This is a genomic window from Cryobacterium sp. Hh7 (genome assembly GCF_004403155.1).
Taxonomy (GTDB): domain Bacteria; phylum Actinomycetota; class Actinomycetes; order Actinomycetales; family Microbacteriaceae; genus Cryobacterium; species Cryobacterium levicorallinum.
The window spans coordinates 126,760-144,920 of the sequence record NZ_SOHG01000014.1; the positions used below are offsets into that span (position 1 = coordinate 126,760).

The following is an 18,161-nucleotide window of genomic DNA, read 5'->3' on the forward strand; positions in this document are numbered from 1 at the left end:
CCACTGACAGACCTGAGGACACTATGAGCCAGACACCCATTCGCCCCGGCACCGGCCCGGCCAGCCAGAACGACATCACCGCCGAGATCGAAGCGATCGAAGCGGATGCCGCAGCCCGCGTCGCCGGAGGCGGCGCACCCGAGCTGCAGCCACGACGCAACTACGCCCCGTACCGCAGCTCCCTGCTGCGCCACCCCACCCACGAACTCGTGCGCGTCGACCCGGAAGAGGTCGAACGGGTCTCACCCGCCTTCGGTCACACCGATGTGAACAGCCTCGAGAGCGACCTCACCATCCAGCACTCCGGTGAGCCGATCGGCGAGCGGATCACGGTTGGCGGCCGGGTGCTGGACGGCGAGGGCCGCCCGGTGCGACACCAGCTGATCGAAGTCTGGCAGGCCAACGCCGGCGGGCGTTACGTGCACAAGCGCGACCAGCACCCGGCACCGCTCGACCCCAACTTCACCGGAGTCGGCCGCGCCATCACCGGTGACAACGGCGAGTACTCCTTCACCACGATCAAGCCCGGCCCGTACCCGTGGAAGAACCACGTGAACGCGTGGCGCCCTGCGCACATCCACTTTTCGTTGTTCGGCACCGCGTTCACCCAGCGTCTGATCACCCAGATGTATTTTCCGGGCGACCCGTTGTTCGCGCTCGACCCGATCTACCAGTCGATTGCCGATGCCGACGCCCGCGCCCGCCTGATCGGGCAGTACGACCACAGCCTGAGCGTGCCCGAGTTCTCGCTCGGCTACAACTGGGACATCGTGCTCACCGGACCGAAATCCACCTGGATGGAAAGCGAAGAAGCTCATGACTGACCTTGCCGAAGTAGCTGCCGCCGTGCAGACCACCACCCCGCAGAAGCACGCCCTGCAGACCCCGTCGCAGACGATCGGCCCGTTCTACGGCTACGCCCTGCCCTTTGCGGGCGGACCGGAGCTGGTCCCCGGGTATCATCCCCGCGCCATCCGCTTTCATGGCACCGTCACCGACGGCGCCGGTGAGCCGATTCTCGACGCCCTGCTCGAGATCTGGCAGGCCGACGAGAGCGGCGCGCTCAGCCGAGAACTCGGCAGCTTCGACCGCGACGGTTTCACCTTCACCGGCTTCGGACGCTGTGCGACCACGATCGCCGGCAGCTACACCTTCACGACGCTCAAGCCCGGTGCGGCCGGTGCGGCAGCGCCCTACATTCTGGTGACGGTGTTCGCTCGCGGAGTGACCCACCACCTGTTCACCCGGGCCTACTTCGCCGAGGATGCAGCGCTGCACGCGACCGACGCCGTGCTCAGCGCGGTTCCGGTCGACCGCCGGAACACGCTCATCTGCGTCTCAGAGGGAATCGTCGGGGGAGCCGAGTCGTACCGCTTCGATATTCGCGTGCAGGGTGAGAACGAGACCGTCTTTTTGGACTTTGATGCCTGACCACAGCTTTGATGCCGGGCTGCTCAATCCGCTCAGCCACGGCACTCGGGAATCCGAGCTGACCAGCGATCAGGCCTGGCTGCAGGCGATGGTCGACGCCGAGCTCGCGCTCACCCGGGCGCTCGTCGACGCTGACCTTGCCCCCGAGTGGATGCTCGTGGTCTGCGACGCGCTCGCGGATGCCAGCGAGCTCGACCTCGGTGCGATCGCCGTCGAGGCCAGGGGCGGCGGCAACCCGGTGATTCCGCTCGTGAAACACCTCGGCCGCGCCGCCGAACGGGTGCGGGCCGGCGCGTCCGACCACATTCACGTCGGCGCGACCAGCCAGGACATCCTGGACACGGCCGCAATGATCGTGGCCCGCCGGGTGAGCCGCGAGCTCATTGACCAGCTCGATTCCCTCGGCGCGACCCTCGCCGACCTCGCCGAAGCCCACCGGGGCACCGTGATGACCGGGCGCACCCTGGGCCAGCAGGCGTCACCGACGAGCTTCGGCTTCGTTGTGGCGGGCTGGCTCGACGCCGTGCTCCTCATCGTCAGGCGCCTGGACGGCATTCGCGACACCCTGCCGGTGCAGCTCGGCGGCGCGGTCGGCAACCTCGCCGTACTCACCGAAATCGCCCGCGCCCGGCGCAGCGCAGCCGTCGACACGGACGTGCTCGATGCGGTCATTGACCGCTTCGCCCACCACGTTGGCCTGGTGGTGCCGCGCCTCAGCTGGCACACCAACCGGGTCGTCATCTCTGAACTCGCCTCCGTGCTGGCCGCAGCGGCCGGCGTCGCTGGCACCTTTGCTCTCGACTTGTCGGTGTTGTCCCGCACCGAAATCGCCGAGGTCAGTGAACGTCTCGCTCCCGGCCAGGGTGGATCCAGCGCCATGCCGCACAAGCGCAATCCGGTGTCGGCCGTGCTGATCACGGCGGCGGCGCTGCAAACGCCGGGTCTCGCATCCACCCTTTATGGCAGCATGCTGGCCGAAGACCAGCGTCCGAGCGGCGCCTGGCACGCCGAATGGCAGTCGCTGCGGGTGCTCGAACGGCTCACGATCTCGGCCGTGACGGGCGCCGCGTCGCTCGCCGCGCGACTCGACGTCGACCCGGATCGCATGCGCGCCAACCTCGACCTCACCGACGGACTCGTGTTCAGCGAGCGCGTCACCACGATTCTGGCCGAGACCCTCGGCAAGACCACCGCGTTCGCCCTGGTCGAACGCGCCGCCCAGGAGGCGTTTGCCACCAACCGGCCACTGCAGGTCGTGCTCGCGAGCATCCTCATCGCCGAGGGCTGTTCCGACGAACTGCGCGCGCAGATCTGGGCGGCCTTCGACTATGAGGGCCAGGCGGGGCAGTCGGCAGCGGGCATCGACCGCGTCGTGCGCGCGTTCCGGCAGCGAGCGGATGCCGTGAACCGGCGTGCCGAGGCGGCTGCCGCAACCGATATGGTCGAAGCAGGCACCGGCGCAGCCCACTCCAACAAAGACGTAAGGATTTCATGAGCCAGCCCGTCATCCTGTGCACGATCGAGCCGGCCGCGACCGGCGACGCCAACGCGCCGCTCATCGTTCTCGGCCCCTCGCTCGGCACCACGGCCGACCTCTGGGCCGGCGTCGTGCCGACGCTCGCCGTGACCCACCAGGTGCTCAGCTTCAACCTGCCCGGGCACGGGTTCAGCCCTCGTGCGACCGCAGCGTTCACGATCGAGGAGATCGCCGACGCCGTCGTCGGCCTGGTCGACTCCCTCGGCGTCGACAGCTTTCACTACGCCGGAATCTCCCTCGGCGGTGCCATCGGCCTCGCCCTGGCCGTGAACCACCCCAGCCGCCTGACCAGCCTCGCGGTGTTCTGCTCCGGCGCCAAAATCGGCACGAGCGAGGCCTGGACCGAGCGGGCCGCCGCCGTGCGGGCGAGCGGTACCCCCTCGCTGATCGCTGGCAGCGCCAGTCGCTGGTTTGCCCCCGACTTTCTCGGCCGCGACCCCAAGGCCGGATCAAACGCGCTCGATGCGCTGCTCGACATCGACGACGAATCCTATGCTCTCGCCTGCGAGGCGCTCGCCGTGTTCGACCAAACGGATGCCCTCAGCGGCATCCGCACGCCCGTCCTGTGCGTGTCGGGCGAACTCGATACGGTGACACCGACCGTGCAGTTGCAGGAGTTGGCGGCGCGCATTCCCGGCGCCCGGGCCGTGGAGATCGCCGGGGTCGCGCACCTGCCGGCGCTCGAGCAGCCGATCGAGGTCGGCGCACTGCTCGGGGAATGGGTGGCCGGCGCTTCGGCCCGGGCCGGAGCCGCGGGGGCTTCTGCGGGCGACTCGTCCGCAAGGCGACCCAGCGACTCGGCCGAGCCGCTATCGGCGGACCGCACCGCGGCATCCGCTTACGCTGACGGCATGCTCGTGCGTCGCGCGGTCCTCGGCGATAAGCACGTCGATGCGGCCACGGCTGCGATCACCCCCGAAACCGCGGTGTTTCAGGACTTCATCACGCGTTATGCCTGGGGCGAAGTGTGGACGCGGCCGGGTCTCGACCGACGCACCCGCAGCTTCCTGACCATCGCCGCGCTCGTTACCGGCGGGCATGAGGGCGAGCTCGCGATGCATGTGCGCGCGGCCCTGACCAACGGGTTGAGCCGCGCCGAGGTCAGCGAAGCCATTCTGCACACCGCTATCTATGCGGGCGTGCCGGCCGCCAATGCCGCGTTCACCGTGGCCCGGGAGACCTTCGCCGGGCTCGATGCGGCTGCCACCGAACCCGATACCGACGCGACCACGCCCGACGACACCGCCATTCGGCCGAGCTAAAGGACCCAAGCACCATGGACAAGACCTATCCCTCCGCCGCGGCCGCTGTCGCCGACATTCCCGATGGTGCCTCGCTTGCTGTCGGCGGGTTCGGGCTGGTCGGCGTGCCGATCGTTCTGATTCGCGCACTGCTCGCCCTCGGCAGCACGAACCTGCACGTTGCGTCGAACAACTGCGGTGTCGACGGCTGGGGGCTCGGCGAACTCCTTCGGGAGGGTCGCATAGCCAGGGTCATCGCCTCGTATATCGGTGAGAACAAGGATTTCGCGCGCCGTTACCTCGGCGGTGAACTCGAGGTCGAGCTGACGCCGCAGGGCACGCTCGCCGAACGGCTGCGGGCCGGCGGCACCGGAATTCCCGCGTTCTACACCGCGAGCGGCGTCGGAACCATGGTCGCCGATGGCGGGCTTCCGTGGCGTTATGGCCCAGATGGTGAGGTGACGGTGTCATCGCCGCCGAAGGAGACACGACGCTTCTCTTCGCTCGGCAGTGAGAAGGAATACGTCTTGGAAGAGGCCATCGTCACCGACTATGCCCTGGTGCGGGCCGCGAAGGGTGACCGGCACGGCAATCTGGTGTTTGAGAAATCGGCCCGCAACTTCAACCCGGTCGCCGGCATGGCTGGCCGCATCACCATCGCCGAGGTCGACGAACTGGTGGAACCCGGGCAGATCGACCCCGACGAGGTGCACCTCGCCGGCATCTACGTGAACCGCATCGTGCAGCTCGGCGCGGTGGACGCCGCCGACCTGCCGATCGAGAAAACGACGACGCGGCCGCGGCCTTCGTCTGAAATTGGAGCGAACTGATGGCCCTTACGCGTAATGAGATGGCGGCCCGCGCCGCCCAGGAACTCGCCCCCGATTCCTATGTCAATTTGGGCATCGGTCTGCCGACCCTCATTCCGAACTTTCTGCCCGAGGGGGTGCACGTCGTGCTGCACTCCGAAAACGGGGTGCTCGGCGTTGGACCCTACCCGTGGGAGGGTGAGGCCGATCCCAAGCTCATCAACGCCGGAAAGGAAACCGTCACCGTCAATCCCGGCGCCGCGTACTTCGACTCGGCGCAGAGTTTCGGCATGATTCGCGGCGGCCTGATCGACGTGGCCGTGCTCGGCGCCATGCAGGTCAGTGTGGTCGGTGACATCGCCAACTGGGCGGTGCCCGGCAAGATGATCAAGGGTATGGGCGGTGCGATGGACCTGGTGCACGGCGCCGACACCGTGATCGTCGTGATGGAACACGTGACCAAGACGGGCGAGTTCAAGATCAAAGAGGTCTGCGACCTGCCCTTGACCGGCAAGGCCGTCGTCACCCGCATTATCACCGACCTCGCCGTGATCGACGTCACTCCCGAGGGGCTCGTGTTGCGCGAGGTCGCGCCCGGCGTGACCGCCCTGGCGGTGCAGGCCGCCACCGAGGCGACCCTGCTCGTGCCCACCCCGCCAACCACGATCACGACGCTGCTCGGCGCTGCCGAATGATGCTCGTCGCCGCGACCGTCCTCACCACCCGTACCACCATCCTCACCAACGGAGCCGCCGCATGACCATCACCACCCTCCGCCAGATCGTCATCTGCGAACCGCTTCGCACCCCGATCGGCCGCTTCGGCGGCGCGTTCAAAACCGTTGCGCCGGCCGACCTCGCCGCGGCAGTCATTGTCGCGCTGATGGAACGCACCGGCCTCGACGGCGCCGTCGTCGACGACGTCATCTTCGGCCAGGCCTATCCCACGGCCGAGGCCGCGCCGGTCGCCCGCGTCGCCGCCCTCAACGCCGGCCTGCCCGTCACCGTCGGCGGGGTGCAGGTCGATCGTCGTTGCGGCAGCGGTCTGCAGGCCATCCTCGACGCTGCGATGCAGGTGCAGACGGGGGTCAGTGACCTCGCCATTGCCGGCGGCGTGGACGTCATGAGCCAGGCCCCCATCTACACGGTCGATTCCCGCTGGGGCCTGGCCGGAACCGCCGGGGTGCTGCTGCGCGACGCCCTCGGCCGTGGCCGCGAAACCGCCGGCGGACGCCACTATCCGGTGCCCGGCGGCATGCTCGAAACCGCCGAGAACCTGCGCCGCGACTACAGTCTCGACCGCGTCGAACAAGACGAGCTCGCCGTCGAATCCCAACGCCGCGCCCTCGCCGCCGTCGCCGACGGCCGCTTCGTGGACGAGATCGTGCCGGTCACCGTGCCCGGACGCAAGGGCCCCATCGTCGTCTCGGTCGATGAAACCCCGCGCGAAACCACCCTCGAAGCCCTCGCCGGCCTGAAACCGATCATGGGCAAAGCGGATGCCGCCGCCACCGTCACCGCCGGCAACGCCAGCGGGCAGAACGATGCAGCCGCCGCGTGCATCGTGACCACCCCGGAGCGGGCGGCCGAGCTCGGCCTGACCCCTCTGGTGCGGCTCGCGTCCTGGGCACGGGCCGGCGTCGAGCCGTCGCGGATGGGCCTCGGCCCGGTGCCGGCGACGAAGCTCGCGCTGGAGCGTGCCGGCCTGACCCTGGCCGACATCGACCTGATCGAACTCAACGAGGCCTTCGCCGCGCAGGTACTCGCCGTCAGCCGGGAGTGGAACTTCGCCCCGGAAGACTGGGCCCGCACCAACGTCAACGGCTCGGGCATCTCCCTCGGCCACCCGGTCGGCGCCACCGGCGCTCGTATCCTTGCCACCGCCGCCCGCCACCTGCAGCGCACCGAAGGTCGTTACCTCCTCGAAACCATGTGTATTGGCGGTGGGCAGGGACTCGCGGCCATCTTCGAGCGCGCGTAGGCGCATCCGCTTCGCGAAGACCTGGTCTGCCGTCGCCGAACCGTGAGTTCCACCCATCGACCCGTGAGTTTCGGCGCGAAAACCCGCTCGAAATGGCCTGAAACTCACGGCTCGGTGAGCGGCGAAACCGGAAACTCACGGCTCGGTGAGCGGATGGCCCGACCCACCTACCAGCGCGCGCCCCGTTCGACCAGGGCGGCCCGCACCCGGCGCAGAAGTTCCTGGCCACCAGTCTTCAGGTCGTCGTCGGTGATGCGCACCATGCGCCATTTCTGATCCTCGACCCGCTCGCGGTGGGTGATATCGACGCGGAATTGCCTCTGGTTACTGCGGTGTCCGTCGCCCTCGTATTCGACGCAGACTTTGAAGCGCGGCCACGCCAGATCGACCCGGGCTACGAAGACGCCACGCGCGTCGAGGATCTCGAAGTTGACGACCGGTTCCGGAATACCCGCATCCACCAAGAAGAGGCGAGTCCTGGTCTCCTGCGGAGAGTCGACCGCCGCCCGAGCAAGAGCGGCAGCCTTCCGCAGGGCACGACACCCGCGTCTCCCGATCAGGGCCGCAGCGACCGCGCGAAGCTCGTCGGGCGTGTGCCACGGATTGCGGCCGCTGCAGAGAAAATCCGCAGCGGCCACGAGCTCAACCCGGGGAAGCAGGGGGCCGAGGTCGATCCACGTCTGGATCAAACTGGTCACCGGGAATCCGTACACCCGCTGCGTCGTGCCACCCACCCCCTCGTGCCCGATGATGCCCACAACCTGCGGTGCCCGCACCCCCGGTGGCACCGAGACATGCAGTCGGCGGTCGCCTTCAAGTCGGCTGGGCAACCAGATCCCGTGAATCACGGCCGCCGTCGAGTGGCTGAAGACGTGGGTGGCGGGCATCCGCTTGGAATATGCTCTGGCGAGGTCGAAAGTCGACGCCGGATGCTCGCGCTCCGCCCGCAAACGACGAAACGACAGGGCTGCACGTTCAGGTGTGATGGGCATGCAGCGATCATGACGCCAATCACGATTGCACATATTAGTTATGCACAGGCAAACCACGATCGGCCCGGCCGTGGCCCGGATCAGCCTGGCGAGCGGATGTGGCGGCCCGGTTTTTAGGTGCGGCCTGCCAGGCCACGCGGGCGCGTTGCCGACCCGTGAGTTTCGGTCATCGACCCGTGAGTTTCAGCCCGAAAATGGCAACACATCGTGTCCAAACTCACGGCTCGGTGCGCCCGGGGTCGCGAAACTCACGCCTCGGTGAGCGGATGCCTGGGGCGGCCTCGTGAGGCGGCCGCGGGCATCCGCCTGACGAACCAGCAGCTACTCGAACGCGGAGATGCCGGTGATCGCGCGGCCGACGACGAGGGTGTTGACCTCGTAGCTGCCCTCGTAGGTGTAGAGGGCTTCGGCGTCGGCGAAGACGCGGGCTATGCCCCAGGAGGTGGAGATGCCGTTGCCGCCGAACACCGAACGACCCAGTGCCACGGATTCGCGCATGCGCGCGCTGGCGGAGGCCTTGGCCATCGCGGCGTGCTCCGGCCGCAGCGTTCCGGCCTGCTGCAGCTGGGCGATGCGCACCATCAGGCCGAGCGACGTGGTCGCATTCTCGAGAATGCGCACCAGCTTCTCCTGCACGAGCTGGAACGACGCGATCGGCTTGCCGAACTGCCGGCGCTCGAGGGCGTAGCCCAGCGCATAGTCGTAGGCGGCGAATTGCAGGCCCACGGACTGCCAGCCGACCCAGACCCGCGAATTGGTGAGCAGCCGGTTGGTATCGCGAAAGCTCGTGGCACCGGGCAGTCGGTCGCGTTCGGCGACCACGACGTTCCGCAGGGTGATCGTGGCGTTCTGCACGATGCGCAGGGCGATCTTGTTCTCGATTTTCTCCGCGGTGAACCCGGCCAGGGTCGCGTCGACGATGAAGCCCTTGATCTGGTCGTCGTCGGTGTCGCGCGCCCAGACCAGCACATTGGCCGCGAAGGTTCCGCTGCCGATCCAGCGTTTGACGCCGTTCAGTGTCCAGGAGTCGCCGATGCGGGTGGCGGTTGTCTCCATATTGCGTGAGACATCGGAGCCGTGGTCCGGTTCGGTGAGCGCGAACGCGCCGATCTTGCGCAGGGAAATGGCGTCGGCCAGGAATCGGTCTCGCTGGTCATCGGTGCCGAGCTGGGCGATCGCCGCTGCGAACAGGCCGCTGTGCACGCCGACAAAGGTCGAAATGGACGCATCGACGCGGGCAAGCTCGACGGTCATGAACCCGTGGAGTAAGAAATTGTCGCCGCGCGCACACAGGTCGACGAGGTTCAGGGCGGTCAGGGCGGGGATGATTTCGAACGGGAACGTCTCGTTGTTCCAGTGCTCGGCGACGACGGGTCGAATCTCGCGTTCGAACACCGCGCGGGCTGTGGCTACCAGATTCTGCTCGTCCACGGTGAGGAAGTCCTGGTAGGAGAAGAAATCGGTGGTGGGACCGGTGTAAAACTCGGGGCTGGGCGCATCCACTTCGGTATCGCCGATCTTCGGACTCTCAACGACGGTGCTCATGGCTGGTCCTCTCTGACCGGGTACCCCTGAATTCTGCGCCTGGGAGCGGAAATGCGCAATCTCTCGCAGATTAACCGTGCAATGTGCCTAATGGATGTCCCGATTATGCTCGCAAATTGCCCCGGATGCGCGAAAACTAGCGCGTGGCGGAGGTGTTCATGGTGAGCACGTCGGTGCCGTCCAGGTCGTGCAGGCCGAGCGTCACGGTCACGACGCCGAGTGTGCCGAGCGATGCGACATGGGTGCCGCCGCAGGGGATGCGCACGGTCGCGCCGGGCAGTTCGCACACCCAGTAGCGGCGGTCCGTCAACCGGTCGCCGCCCTGGTCGATGCGTACCGCGGCATCCGTCATGGTCCACACGAGCAGGGTCGCGTTGATGGTCGCTTCCATCGCCGCGAGCGACTCGGCGAAGCCATCGACCGAGAAGCCCTTCTTGCGCAGCGATTTGCCGAGCCGGTAGGTGTCGACCGAAGCGTTCTGACCGATCAATGATTCGTCGATGGCGAGCCCGTCGAAGTCGGGGTGGCCGAGCGCGTCGGCGCGTACCTCTTTTTTCCACCGGTCGGCGAGAGCGTCGTTCAGGGCGAGGGAGGCCAAATGGCACGCGGTGTGGCCGGCGCTCGTGGCGTCGCGCAGGCCCTCGTCAACCTCGACCGTGACGGTGTCGCCGGCTGAAAGCCCGGCCGCGTCGACGACGTGCACCACGACGAAGGCCCAGCCCGGGGTGCCCTTGGCCACTGGAATATCCGCACCGATATACAGCTCGGACCCGTCGGTGGCTCCAACAATGCAGTCCTCGACCGGCCAGAACGCAGCACCGTGATGCAGCAAGGCCTGGTCGGGTCCCTGGTCGGGCCAGCCGGCATCGACCGGATGCACGCAGGTCGCATCGAGCAGTACGGCTGAGCGTCCGTCCGCCAACCGCTCGGAGTGCAGCACGGTCGCCTGCGCGTCGACGGCGCTGCTCGGGTAGAGCACGCGGGTGTCTTCGGTGGGCAGGGTCATGGCTGGTCCTTTCACAAGCGGATGTTGTCGGTCACGCCGACGAAAGAAAGGTGCCGCCACGATCGTGGCGGCACCCGTGCTTGCTAATACTGCGCCAGATGCAGCGCGTGGTACCAGGGGCGGAGAACCCACAGCACCGAGAAGATGCAGAATCTAGCTCTTGCGGGCCCGAGAAGCGGTCTCTTCAGACTTCGCCTTCTTGTCGGCCCTCTTTTCCTTGAGGGACTTGTCGGCAACCTTCTTGGTTGCGTCCTTTTTCGGTGATTTGTCAGCCATTGTGTACTCCTTCGCGCCGAGCCGTGGGGCTCCGTCTCCTCGAGAATACGCGGGTTTGCGGCATCCGTCATCTCCGCAGCCGACCGCGCTACCGCAAATCGCCAGACCCGGTCGGAGCCCTGTGCACGGCTGCCGGTCTGTCGTATGCTGTCGCTGCAACGAACCCGCTCTCCGTCGAAAGGTCATGTCATGAGCCACAGCGCCACCTACCGGGCAGTTCTGTTTGGACCCAACCCGATTGCCGCCGGAACCGAGGTCGAATTGGAATACATCGACGGTGAGTATCAGGACGTCCTGGTGCTCGAAGCGGTCGAGGACACCGAAACGATCACCCGCACTTATAAGCGCGGCCGTGAGACCGACGAGCCCATCCCGTATCGTTTCGTCGAGGAAGACGCCGTCGACGCCGGCGAGGCGGACGTTCCCAACTGACGCAGGCATCCGTTTGACAGCGGATGCTGCAGCGCGCGCTAAATGCGCTTGGTTGCGTCGCGGCCGAGTCGCACCGGCAGGGCCATGAGCGGTCCGACGAAGCGGCGCTGCAGCCTGCGCGCCGGGCCCCAGACGATCTGCACGACATACTGCGACAGCAGCGCGCCGGCCGCGAGGGCCATCGCGATGCCGGCAGCGGTGAGCAATGCGAGCAGCCCGTTGATATCGCCCTCGGAGAGCTGGAGCAACCCGCGAAACAGGGTGAGGCCGGGCACGAGCGGCACGAGCGCCGTCACCATAATGACGAGTGGAGGGGTGCGCACGATGCGCGCCGCGACCGCCGCCAGCAGGCCGACGCCGAGGGCGCTTGCCGCCGAGGCCCCGACCAGTCCGAATCCGCCGGCCAGCGCGGCCACGAACAGAAACTCGGCGAGAGCGCCGAGCACGCAGACCACCCAGACCGCCCGCCACGGTACCTGCACGGCCAGCGCAAACCCGATGACGATGACGATGGCGGCTACGAGCAGTACCGGCAGCACGCCGATGGTCACGATCGGATTCGAGTCGATCTCGAGCAGCAGCCCGAACCGGGCCAAAAACAGGGCGGATCCCGACACCCCGGTGACCAGGCCAGCCGTGATCAGCAGGGCCTCCACCAGTCGGGCGGTGCCGGTCAGGTAAAACCCCGAGAGCGTGTCATGCACGGCACCGAATGTGGTGACACCGGCGAGAAGCATGATGATGGTGGCGACGACGACGAGCGAGGGGTTGGCCGTGGGGTCGATCACCCGCACGACCGTGGCGACGAGGGGGCCGATCGCCCCGCCGACGACCGTCTGGTAGAACAGCGGAACCTGGCGGTGGTCGAGCACCGACGTGATCCAGTCGATGATCCAGGTGGCGATAAAGGCGGCGATGATCACCGTCGGTCCACCGCCGATCAGCACGGCAGCGCCCGCACCGACCAGGCTCCAGCCGATGCGGCGCCACTGTTTGGGAACCTGCGGCTTCGAGCTGACGATGGTCGCGAGGATCTTGCGCGCCTCGGCGACTTCGATCGGCTTCTCGATAATGTCCGCGATCAGCTCCGAGGTGGCGGTGAGCTTGGAATAGTCCAGCGTGCGGTACTTCACGTTGCGGCTGCGGATGATCGACTCGTGCGTCGACGGGTCTTCCTGGGTCAGCGTGATGGTCGTGTGGGTGATATTCGCGTCGGTGCCCTTGAGCCCGTAGGCCCTGGTGAGCGCGATCATCGCGGCGGTGGCGTCTTCGGCGCCGGCGCCGGCGGTGAAGATGACTTCGGCGAGGCGCATGGTGAGGTCGAGCACGGCCCGGGTGTAACCGGAGTGGTCGAGTGTGATGGCGGTGGTCTTGCTGAAACTCATGAGGCAGGCAAATCGAGGGGTCCGAGAACGGATGCTGCGGCGGTCGCGTGCGCGGAGTCCGCGTCGGAGGGGTGGAAGAAACCCGCGAGCACGTCGCGGTAGAGCCGGGCCAGTTCGGAGGACGCGGCGTAGGCGGAGCCGCCGGCAACCTGCACGGCGGTGTCGACGACGAACTTGGCGTTCTGGGTGGCCCGGTATTTGAGCCCGGAGAGCTGCGCAAACCAGGCCGGTCCGACCGCGAATAAACGCTCGTCGACCGCCCGGGCGAGGGCGTCGATCTGCGGATAGATGCCGTCCATCGCAATGACGAGGTCCCCGATCCGCCACCGCGCGACCGGATCCTGCGCGTGCGTGCGCCCCTCGTTTTTCAGCGAGGTGCGACGGTTAGCGCCCAGGGCGGCGAGTTCGAGCGCGCGCTGGCCGATTCCGGTGTACACGGCGCTGAGCAGAATTTCAAAGTTGGCGAAGATGCCGGCGACGAGCGGGTCGCCGTTCGGGCCGATCGGCAGGCGGCGCACGACCCGGTCCGGGCGGGCGAGAGCGCCATCGAGCACGGTGCTCTGGCTCTGGCTGGCGCGCATGCCGAGGGTGTCCCAGTCATCTTTCGAGCGGATGCCGGCATCCGCTCGATCGAGAAACGCCCAGACGATCGCGGGGTCAGCCGGGGCGGAGGAATCCAGGCCGAGGGTGCCGAGCCGGGTCCAGGCGGGCGAGAGTGAGGTGAACACCTTGGTGCCGGTGAACCGGTAGCCGCCATCTTGCTGGGGGAGGGCATCCGTTTGCGAGCCGAACAGCACCAGGTCGTTGCCGGGTTCGCTCACGCCAAAGGCGAAGATTTCGCCTCGCATGGCCTCTTCGAGCACGAAGTCGAGCGAGTGGTCGCCCTGCGCGTTCAGGCTGGCGGCGACACCGGTCCAAACCAGGTGCATATTCACGGCGAGGGCGGTGGCCGGGGCGTGCGCGGCGAGCCGGGTCTGCTCGCGCACGGTGTGTTGCAGGGTGCGGCCGAGTCCGCCGAACTGCACCGGCACGAGGGCGCGCAGGTAGCCGGCAGCGACGAGCACCTCGAGATCTTCGGTGAAGAAGGCGTTGGCCCGGTCATACCCGGCTGCCCGTGAGCGGATGCCGGCCAGCAGCTGATCAGACAGCACCGGCTCGGTCGGGGGAACAAAAACGGGCGCTGCCGGAGAGGTTTCGGGCAGGGTTAAAGCAGGGAGAAACTCGGTCACAGGGACAAGCCTATGCAGCCTTACGCCGTCGCGCCAACACCCGCACGATCACGAGCGCGATTGCCCCGAAAATCGCCAGTACGACCAGCCAGGGCAGAGCAACTCCGAGGCCGATCAGCAGGCCGCCGGCGGCGGCGACGAGGGCGGTCCAACCGGCGATAATGCCGGTCCAGAAATTGTCGGGGCCGCCGGCGGCCACGGTGCCTTCCGAAACCAATTCGAGCTGCACGGTCGAGTAATCGATCTGATCTGCGAGAAAGTCGCGCTGGGACTGCAGGCTTTCGAGCTCACCCTGCCGACTCGACAAAGCGCCTTCGATGCTGATCAGGTCGGTCGTGCTCGTCGCCGAGGCCATCAGTGCCAACAACCGGTCAACCGAGGTGGTCAGAGCCGTGATGCGGGCGTCGAGGTCCTGGCTCTGCTGTGTCACGTCCTGGGCGTTGAGCGAGACGAAGTTGAGCCGGCCGAGTTTCTTGAGCTCGGCCAGGGTACGGTCGAGTTCGTCGGACGGAATACGCAGGGTGAGGGTGGCGCTCGCTGGCTGGACGTCGGTGCCCGGGTTTTCGCTGCGGCTGTCGACGCGTCCGCCGGCCTGTTCGGTGATCGTGACGGCGGATTCGCTCGCCGCGACCGGATCAGTGGCCGTGATCGACATGGACCCGGTGGTGATGACGTCCCGGTTGGACGTGTTCACGTCGCCCGTAGTGCCGGTGACGACGCTGCCGTCGGGGGCTTTGTCGACCGAAAAGTCCTGTTCCGGCGCGACCTCGCCGATGCCGCCGTCCGCCGAGCCCGTGCTCCCAGACGAGTCCGTGCTCACCGAACCACTATTCGCCGTGCATCCCGCCAACAAACCGGCGGTCAGCAGGACCGCGATCACTCCCCAGGTTCGTCTCATGACTCACCGTACCGAGCGGGGTGGGGGCGCTGTCTGGGGGCAGTCTGGGAGTCGGATCACAATTGGGACTCGGCGCCTACCCCCGAAGTAAGGTCAGGGAGTCGGCGAGCAGCCCGACTGCACATTCAACCCAACTGCACACACGATCAGGAGGACAACATGGGATTCGTAGACGATGCCAAGGATGCACTCGATGCCACGGGCAAAAAGATCGGCCGGGCGGTTGATGACGCCAAGGACCGCGTCGAAGACCGGGTCGACGAGGCCAAGGCTGACGTCAAGGTGAAGAAGGCCGAGGGCGAAGTCAAGCACGCCGAGGCCGAGCGCAACGCCACCGAGGCCAAGAACGACTTCAAGGCCACGCTGCGCGACGATAATTAGCACATGACCTGGTGGGCGGAGCGGACGCGCCGAGCGCGTCGGTCCCGCCCACCGCTGTTGCACGTGGCAACGGATGCCGGTACCGGCCCTGTCGTCATTCTCGTGCACGGCATCGCGTCGTCCTCGATCACCTTCTACGAGGTGATCCCGCGGCTCACCCCGAATCATCGGGTGATCGCGGTGGACATTCTGGGCTTCGGGCAGTCGCCGGCACCCGACGGCTGCGAGTACCGGCTGGAGGATCATGTCGGGGCCCTGGCCGCGACCATCCGCTCATTGAAACTGCGCGAGCCGTTCGTGCTGGTCGGCCACTCCCTCGGCAGCCTGATCAGCACCCGCTACGCCGCGATGCAGCGGCAGGGCCCGGGGGCGAGCGTCTGGCGGAGGCTGACCGGCAGCGGCACGGTGTCGCGCGTGGTGTTGGTCGGGCCGCCGGTCTATGTGTCACCGAGCGATATCGGCGACCCACGAGTCAAAGCGCGAGTCAGCGCCTACCTGCGGGCCTACGATTTTCTGCGCGCCAACAAGGATTTCACACTCGCCAACGCGTCCATTATCACGCGGCTGCTCCCCAAGGGCATCTTTGAACTGACCGAGAAAACCTGGACGCCGTTCATCAAGTCGATGGAGCACTGCATCGAATCGCAGACCGTGGTGAGCGATATCGCGAGCCTCGAGGTGCCGGTCGACGTGATCTACGGCGCGTTGGACGCGTTCATCGCGCAGGGCAGCATGACCATCATTGAGCGGATGCGCCACGTCACCATGCACCGGGTCGAGGCCAACGACCACATCATCCGCCGGCGCCTGGCCCGGGTGCTGGTGAACGTGATCGACAGCTGAGCTAGACAGCCGGGTAGGTCACCCCGGTGAGTTCCTCCGAGACCGACCAGAGGCGGCGGGCATCCGCTTCATCGAGGGAACGTTTGGGCAGCCTGGCGGGAGCCGGTGCGCCGGTGAGTTCGCCGAACCCGCCAGGGCCGTAGTAACCGCCGCCGGCCGCCGCGGGATTCGTCGCCGCGTACAGGGCGGGAAGAACGCCTTGGTCGACCTGCTGCCACATCCAGCCGATGCGGTGTGAGGCTTCGTTGGCGGCGAGAAAGATGCGGGCCGAGGCCCCGTTATGGGTGGGGCCGGAGATCTGCAGGTTCGTGATTGTTGCGCCCGGGTGCGCGGCGACGCTGCGCACGCCCCAGCTCCCGACGACGCTGCGCCGGTTGAGCTCGCGCGCGAACATGAGCGTGGCCAGTTTGGAGAGTCCGTAGGCGCGGTGCGCGCGGTAACGCAGACCCTGCAGGTCGGTGAAGTCGAGGCGGCCGCTGCGGGCGATGAGGCTCGACAGGCTCACGACCCTGCTGGTGCCGGCCGCCCGCAGCAGCGGAAGCAGATGCGCGGTGAGCGCAAAGTGTCCGAGGTGGTTGGTGCCGAACTGCAGCTCGAAGCCGTCTTCGGTTTCGTCGCGCACCGGCGGCATCATGAGGCCAGCGTTGTTGAGCAGAATATCGATCGGGCGGCCCTCGTTCCTGAGCTCCTCACCGAATCCGGCGATACTCGAGAGCGACGCCAGATCGAGATGACGGATGCTGACGCTCGCCTCCGGGGCCTGCTCGTTCAGGAGCTTGACGGCCGCGGCGCCCTTCTCCTCGTTGCGCACGGCGAGAATGACCTCGGCGCCGGCCCGGGCGAGGCGGCCGGTCAGGCCGAAGCCGAGGCCGCTGTTAGCGCCCGTGACGACGGCCAGCTGGCCGTGCAGGTCGGGAACCTGGATGTCGGGAAGGGGTTTGCTCGTGGTGGCCGGCGCGGTCTTGGTCATGGTGCTCCCGAGTAGTGGTGGTAATTCAGCCAACCCGTTCGTGCGGGGAAAGTCACGCGTCGGTCGCGAGCCCGGGCAGATTCACGGGTGGCCGCCCTCGCGCAGCATTCCGGGGCAGGTGCATCTCGGCAAGCGACGAGGGGGCATCCGTTCCCGGCCGCCTAACTTTGGGGCGGGTCGCCGATGCGCTCGAGGGCGTCGACGATAAGGGCCCAGAACTTCTCGTGGTCGAGGTCGACGGCCACCTGGGTGGTGCAGTCGGCCGGGGCCGGCGCACGAAAGTCGGCCACGGTCATGCCGAGCGTGAGGGTGCCGGCCAGTTCCACGTCGAGCGGGGCCTTGCGCACGGTGATGACACTCGGGTCGATCACGTAGGCGACCGCGCACGGGTCGTGCACCGGCGGGTAGTCGAAACCCTGGGCATCCTTGTAGGTTTCCGCGAAGAAGGCGAGCAGTTCGCCGACGAACCGGGCCGGCGCTGTGCCGACGGCGGCGATGCGGGTGACGATGTCGGGGGTGGCGAGGGCCTGGTGGGTGAGGTCCAGCCCGATCATGGTCAGCGGCCACGTTTCGTTGAACACGATGTGGGCAGCTTCGGGGTCGATGACGATGTTGAACTCGGCTGTGGCCGACCAGTTGCCCACGTGGTAGCCGCCACCCATGAGCACGACCTGCTTGACCCGCTCGACGATGCGCGGCTCTTTGCGGGCGGCGAGGGCGATGTTGGTCAGCGCCCCGGTCGGCACGAGGGTGATTTCCCCGGGCTCGTGCGCCATGATCGTGTCGATGATGAGGTCGACGGCGTGCCGGGCGTCGAGCTCGAGGGTCGGTTCGGGCAGCACCGGGCCGTCGAGGCCGGATTCGCCGTGAATCGTCGGCGCCGTCTCGATCTTCCGCACCAGGGGCCGCGGGCAGCCGGCAGCAAACGGGACCCCGGTGATGCCGGCGACCCGGGCGACGGACAGGGCGTTGCGAGTGACCTTGGCGAGGGTCTGGTTGCCCATCACCGTGGTCACGGCGACAAGTTCGATGTTCGGATTGCCGTGTGCGAGCAGCAGCGCGATCGCATCGTCGTGGCCGGGGTCGCAGTCGAGGATGATTTTGGTGGAGCCTGTCAAATCTTTTGTGTAAGTGTTGGGAATTGGTTAGAGGTGGGGGTTGATTCGGTCGGGGTAAATCATCACGAGCTGGCTGAGGGCTTGCTTC

The 18,161-nt window shown here is 67.2% G+C and carries 19 protein-coding genes; 10 read left to right on the top strand and 9 right to left on the bottom strand.

Going from position 1 to position 18,161, the window contains the following annotated elements; translation table 11 throughout:
• The first annotated feature begins 23 nt into the window (after positions 1-23).
• From pcaH to E3T43_RS03890, 7 genes are all read left to right on the top strand, one after another.
• Positions 24-824 (top strand): protocatechuate 3,4-dioxygenase subunit beta, encoded by an 801-nt coding sequence (gene pcaH, locus E3T43_RS03860; protein WP_134471403.1) that lies wholly within the window; start codon positions 24-26, stop codon positions 822-824.
• Entirely contained in the window at positions 817-1,431 is a 615-nt protein-coding gene (gene pcaG, locus E3T43_RS03865) for a protocatechuate 3,4-dioxygenase subunit alpha (protein ID WP_134471404.1), read from the top strand. Before pcaH ends, pcaG begins: the two co-directional genes overlap by 8 nt.
• Positions 1,424-2,926: a lyase family protein gene (locus tag E3T43_RS03870; RefSeq protein ID WP_134471405.1), complete on the top strand. Its 1,503-nt coding sequence runs from the start codon at positions 1,424-1,426 to the stop codon at positions 2,924-2,926. Before pcaG ends, E3T43_RS03870 begins: the two co-directional genes overlap by 8 nt.
• The gene (locus E3T43_RS19655) at positions 2,923-4,230 is read left to right on the top strand and encodes an alpha/beta fold hydrolase (protein WP_134471406.1); all 1,308 of its coding nucleotides are present in this window, start codon (positions 2,923-2,925) and stop codon (positions 4,228-4,230) included. The genes E3T43_RS03870 and E3T43_RS19655 overlap by 4 nt, the downstream gene beginning before the upstream one ends.
• A gap of 14 nt (positions 4,231-4,244) precedes the next feature.
• Positions 4,245-5,039 carry a CoA transferase subunit A gene (locus E3T43_RS03880; RefSeq protein WP_092451006.1) on the top strand — a complete coding sequence of 265 codons (795 nt, stop codon included), beginning with the start codon at positions 4,245-4,247 and terminating at the stop codon, positions 5,037-5,039.
• Positions 5,039-5,713, top strand: a complete 675-nt coding sequence (locus tag E3T43_RS03885) for a 3-oxoacid CoA-transferase subunit B (RefSeq protein WP_134471407.1) — start codon at positions 5,039-5,041, stop codon at positions 5,711-5,713. The genes E3T43_RS03880 and E3T43_RS03885 overlap by 1 nt, the downstream gene beginning before the upstream one ends.
• Positions 5,714-5,774: 61 nt before the next feature.
• Positions 5,775-6,998, top strand: a complete 1,224-nt coding sequence (locus E3T43_RS03890) for an acetyl-CoA C-acetyltransferase (protein WP_134471408.1) — start codon at positions 5,775-5,777, stop codon at positions 6,996-6,998.
• Positions 6,999-7,165: 167 nt separating this feature from the next.
• Here E3T43_RS03890 and E3T43_RS03895 read toward each other — a convergent pair whose 3' ends face one another.
• The 4 genes from E3T43_RS03895 to E3T43_RS19470 form a co-directional block, all read right to left on the bottom strand.
• Complete coding sequence (locus E3T43_RS03895; RefSeq protein WP_134471409.1) at positions 7,166-7,990, bottom strand: hypothetical protein; 825 nt, start codon at positions 7,988-7,990, stop codon at positions 7,166-7,168.
• 321 nt (positions 7,991-8,311) lie between these two features.
• The gene (locus E3T43_RS03900) at positions 8,312-9,535 is read right to left on the bottom strand and encodes an acyl-CoA dehydrogenase family protein (RefSeq protein WP_134471410.1); all 1,224 of its coding nucleotides are present in this window, start codon (positions 9,533-9,535) and stop codon (positions 8,312-8,314) included.
• A gap of 136 nt (positions 9,536-9,671) precedes the next feature.
• Positions 9,672-10,541, bottom strand: a complete 870-nt coding sequence (locus tag E3T43_RS03905) for a metal-dependent hydrolase (RefSeq protein WP_134471411.1) — start codon at positions 10,539-10,541, stop codon at positions 9,672-9,674.
• A gap of 153 nt (positions 10,542-10,694) precedes the next feature.
• Positions 10,695-10,817 (bottom strand): hypothetical protein, encoded by a 123-nt coding sequence (locus E3T43_RS19470; RefSeq protein WP_255408738.1) that lies wholly within the window; start codon positions 10,815-10,817, stop codon positions 10,695-10,697.
• Positions 10,818-11,006: 189 nt separating this feature from the next.
• Here E3T43_RS19470 and E3T43_RS03910 point away from each other — a divergent pair, with 189 nt between their 5' ends.
• Complete coding sequence (locus tag E3T43_RS03910; protein WP_092452359.1) at positions 11,007-11,249, top strand: hypothetical protein; 243 nt, start codon at positions 11,007-11,009, stop codon at positions 11,247-11,249.
• 38 nt (positions 11,250-11,287) lie between these two features.
• Here E3T43_RS03910 and E3T43_RS03915 read toward each other — a convergent pair whose 3' ends face one another.
• Genes E3T43_RS03915 through E3T43_RS03925 form a run of 3 tightly spaced genes read right to left on the bottom strand, consistent with a single transcriptional unit; the run spans position 11,288 to position 14,683 of the window.
• Positions 11,288-12,634 carry a threonine/serine exporter ThrE family protein gene (locus E3T43_RS03915; protein ID WP_092452356.1) on the bottom strand — a complete coding sequence of 449 codons (1,347 nt, stop codon included), beginning with the start codon at positions 12,632-12,634 and terminating at the stop codon, positions 11,288-11,290.
• On the bottom strand, positions 12,631-13,836 hold the full coding sequence (locus tag E3T43_RS03920; RefSeq protein ID WP_174844317.1) for an acyl-CoA dehydrogenase family protein: 1,206 nt from the start codon (positions 13,834-13,836) through the stop codon (positions 12,631-12,633). Before E3T43_RS03920 ends, E3T43_RS03915 begins: the two co-directional genes overlap by 4 nt.
• 37 nt (positions 13,837-13,873) lie before the next feature.
• The gene (locus E3T43_RS03925; RefSeq protein ID WP_166791228.1) at positions 13,874-14,683 is read right to left on the bottom strand and encodes a DUF4349 domain-containing protein; all 810 of its coding nucleotides are present in this window, start codon (positions 14,681-14,683) and stop codon (positions 13,874-13,876) included.
• A gap of 237 nt (positions 14,684-14,920) precedes the next feature.
• On the opposite strand from E3T43_RS03925, the gene E3T43_RS03930 reads away from it, so the two are divergent.
• Both E3T43_RS03930 and E3T43_RS03935 read left to right on the top strand, forming a co-directional pair.
• Positions 14,921-15,142 (top strand): hypothetical protein, encoded by a 222-nt coding sequence (locus tag E3T43_RS03930; RefSeq protein WP_134470039.1) that lies wholly within the window; start codon positions 14,921-14,923, stop codon positions 15,140-15,142.
• A gap of 3 nt (positions 15,143-15,145) precedes the next feature.
• Positions 15,146-15,985, top strand: coding sequence for an alpha/beta fold hydrolase (locus E3T43_RS03935; RefSeq protein ID WP_134471412.1), 840 nt, complete (start codon positions 15,146-15,148; stop codon positions 15,983-15,985).
• 1 nt (position 15,986) lies between these two features.
• Here the strand turns inward: E3T43_RS03935 and E3T43_RS03940 are convergent, their stop codons facing one another.
• The gene (locus tag E3T43_RS03940; protein WP_134471413.1) at positions 15,987-16,955 is read right to left on the bottom strand and encodes an SDR family oxidoreductase; all 969 of its coding nucleotides are present in this window, start codon (positions 16,953-16,955) and stop codon (positions 15,987-15,989) included.
• Between the two features lie 161 nt (positions 16,956-17,116).
• Complete coding sequence (locus tag E3T43_RS03945; protein ID WP_134471414.1) at positions 17,117-18,073, bottom strand: nucleoside hydrolase; 957 nt, start codon at positions 18,071-18,073, stop codon at positions 17,117-17,119.
• Positions 18,074-18,161 lie beyond the last annotated feature (88 nt).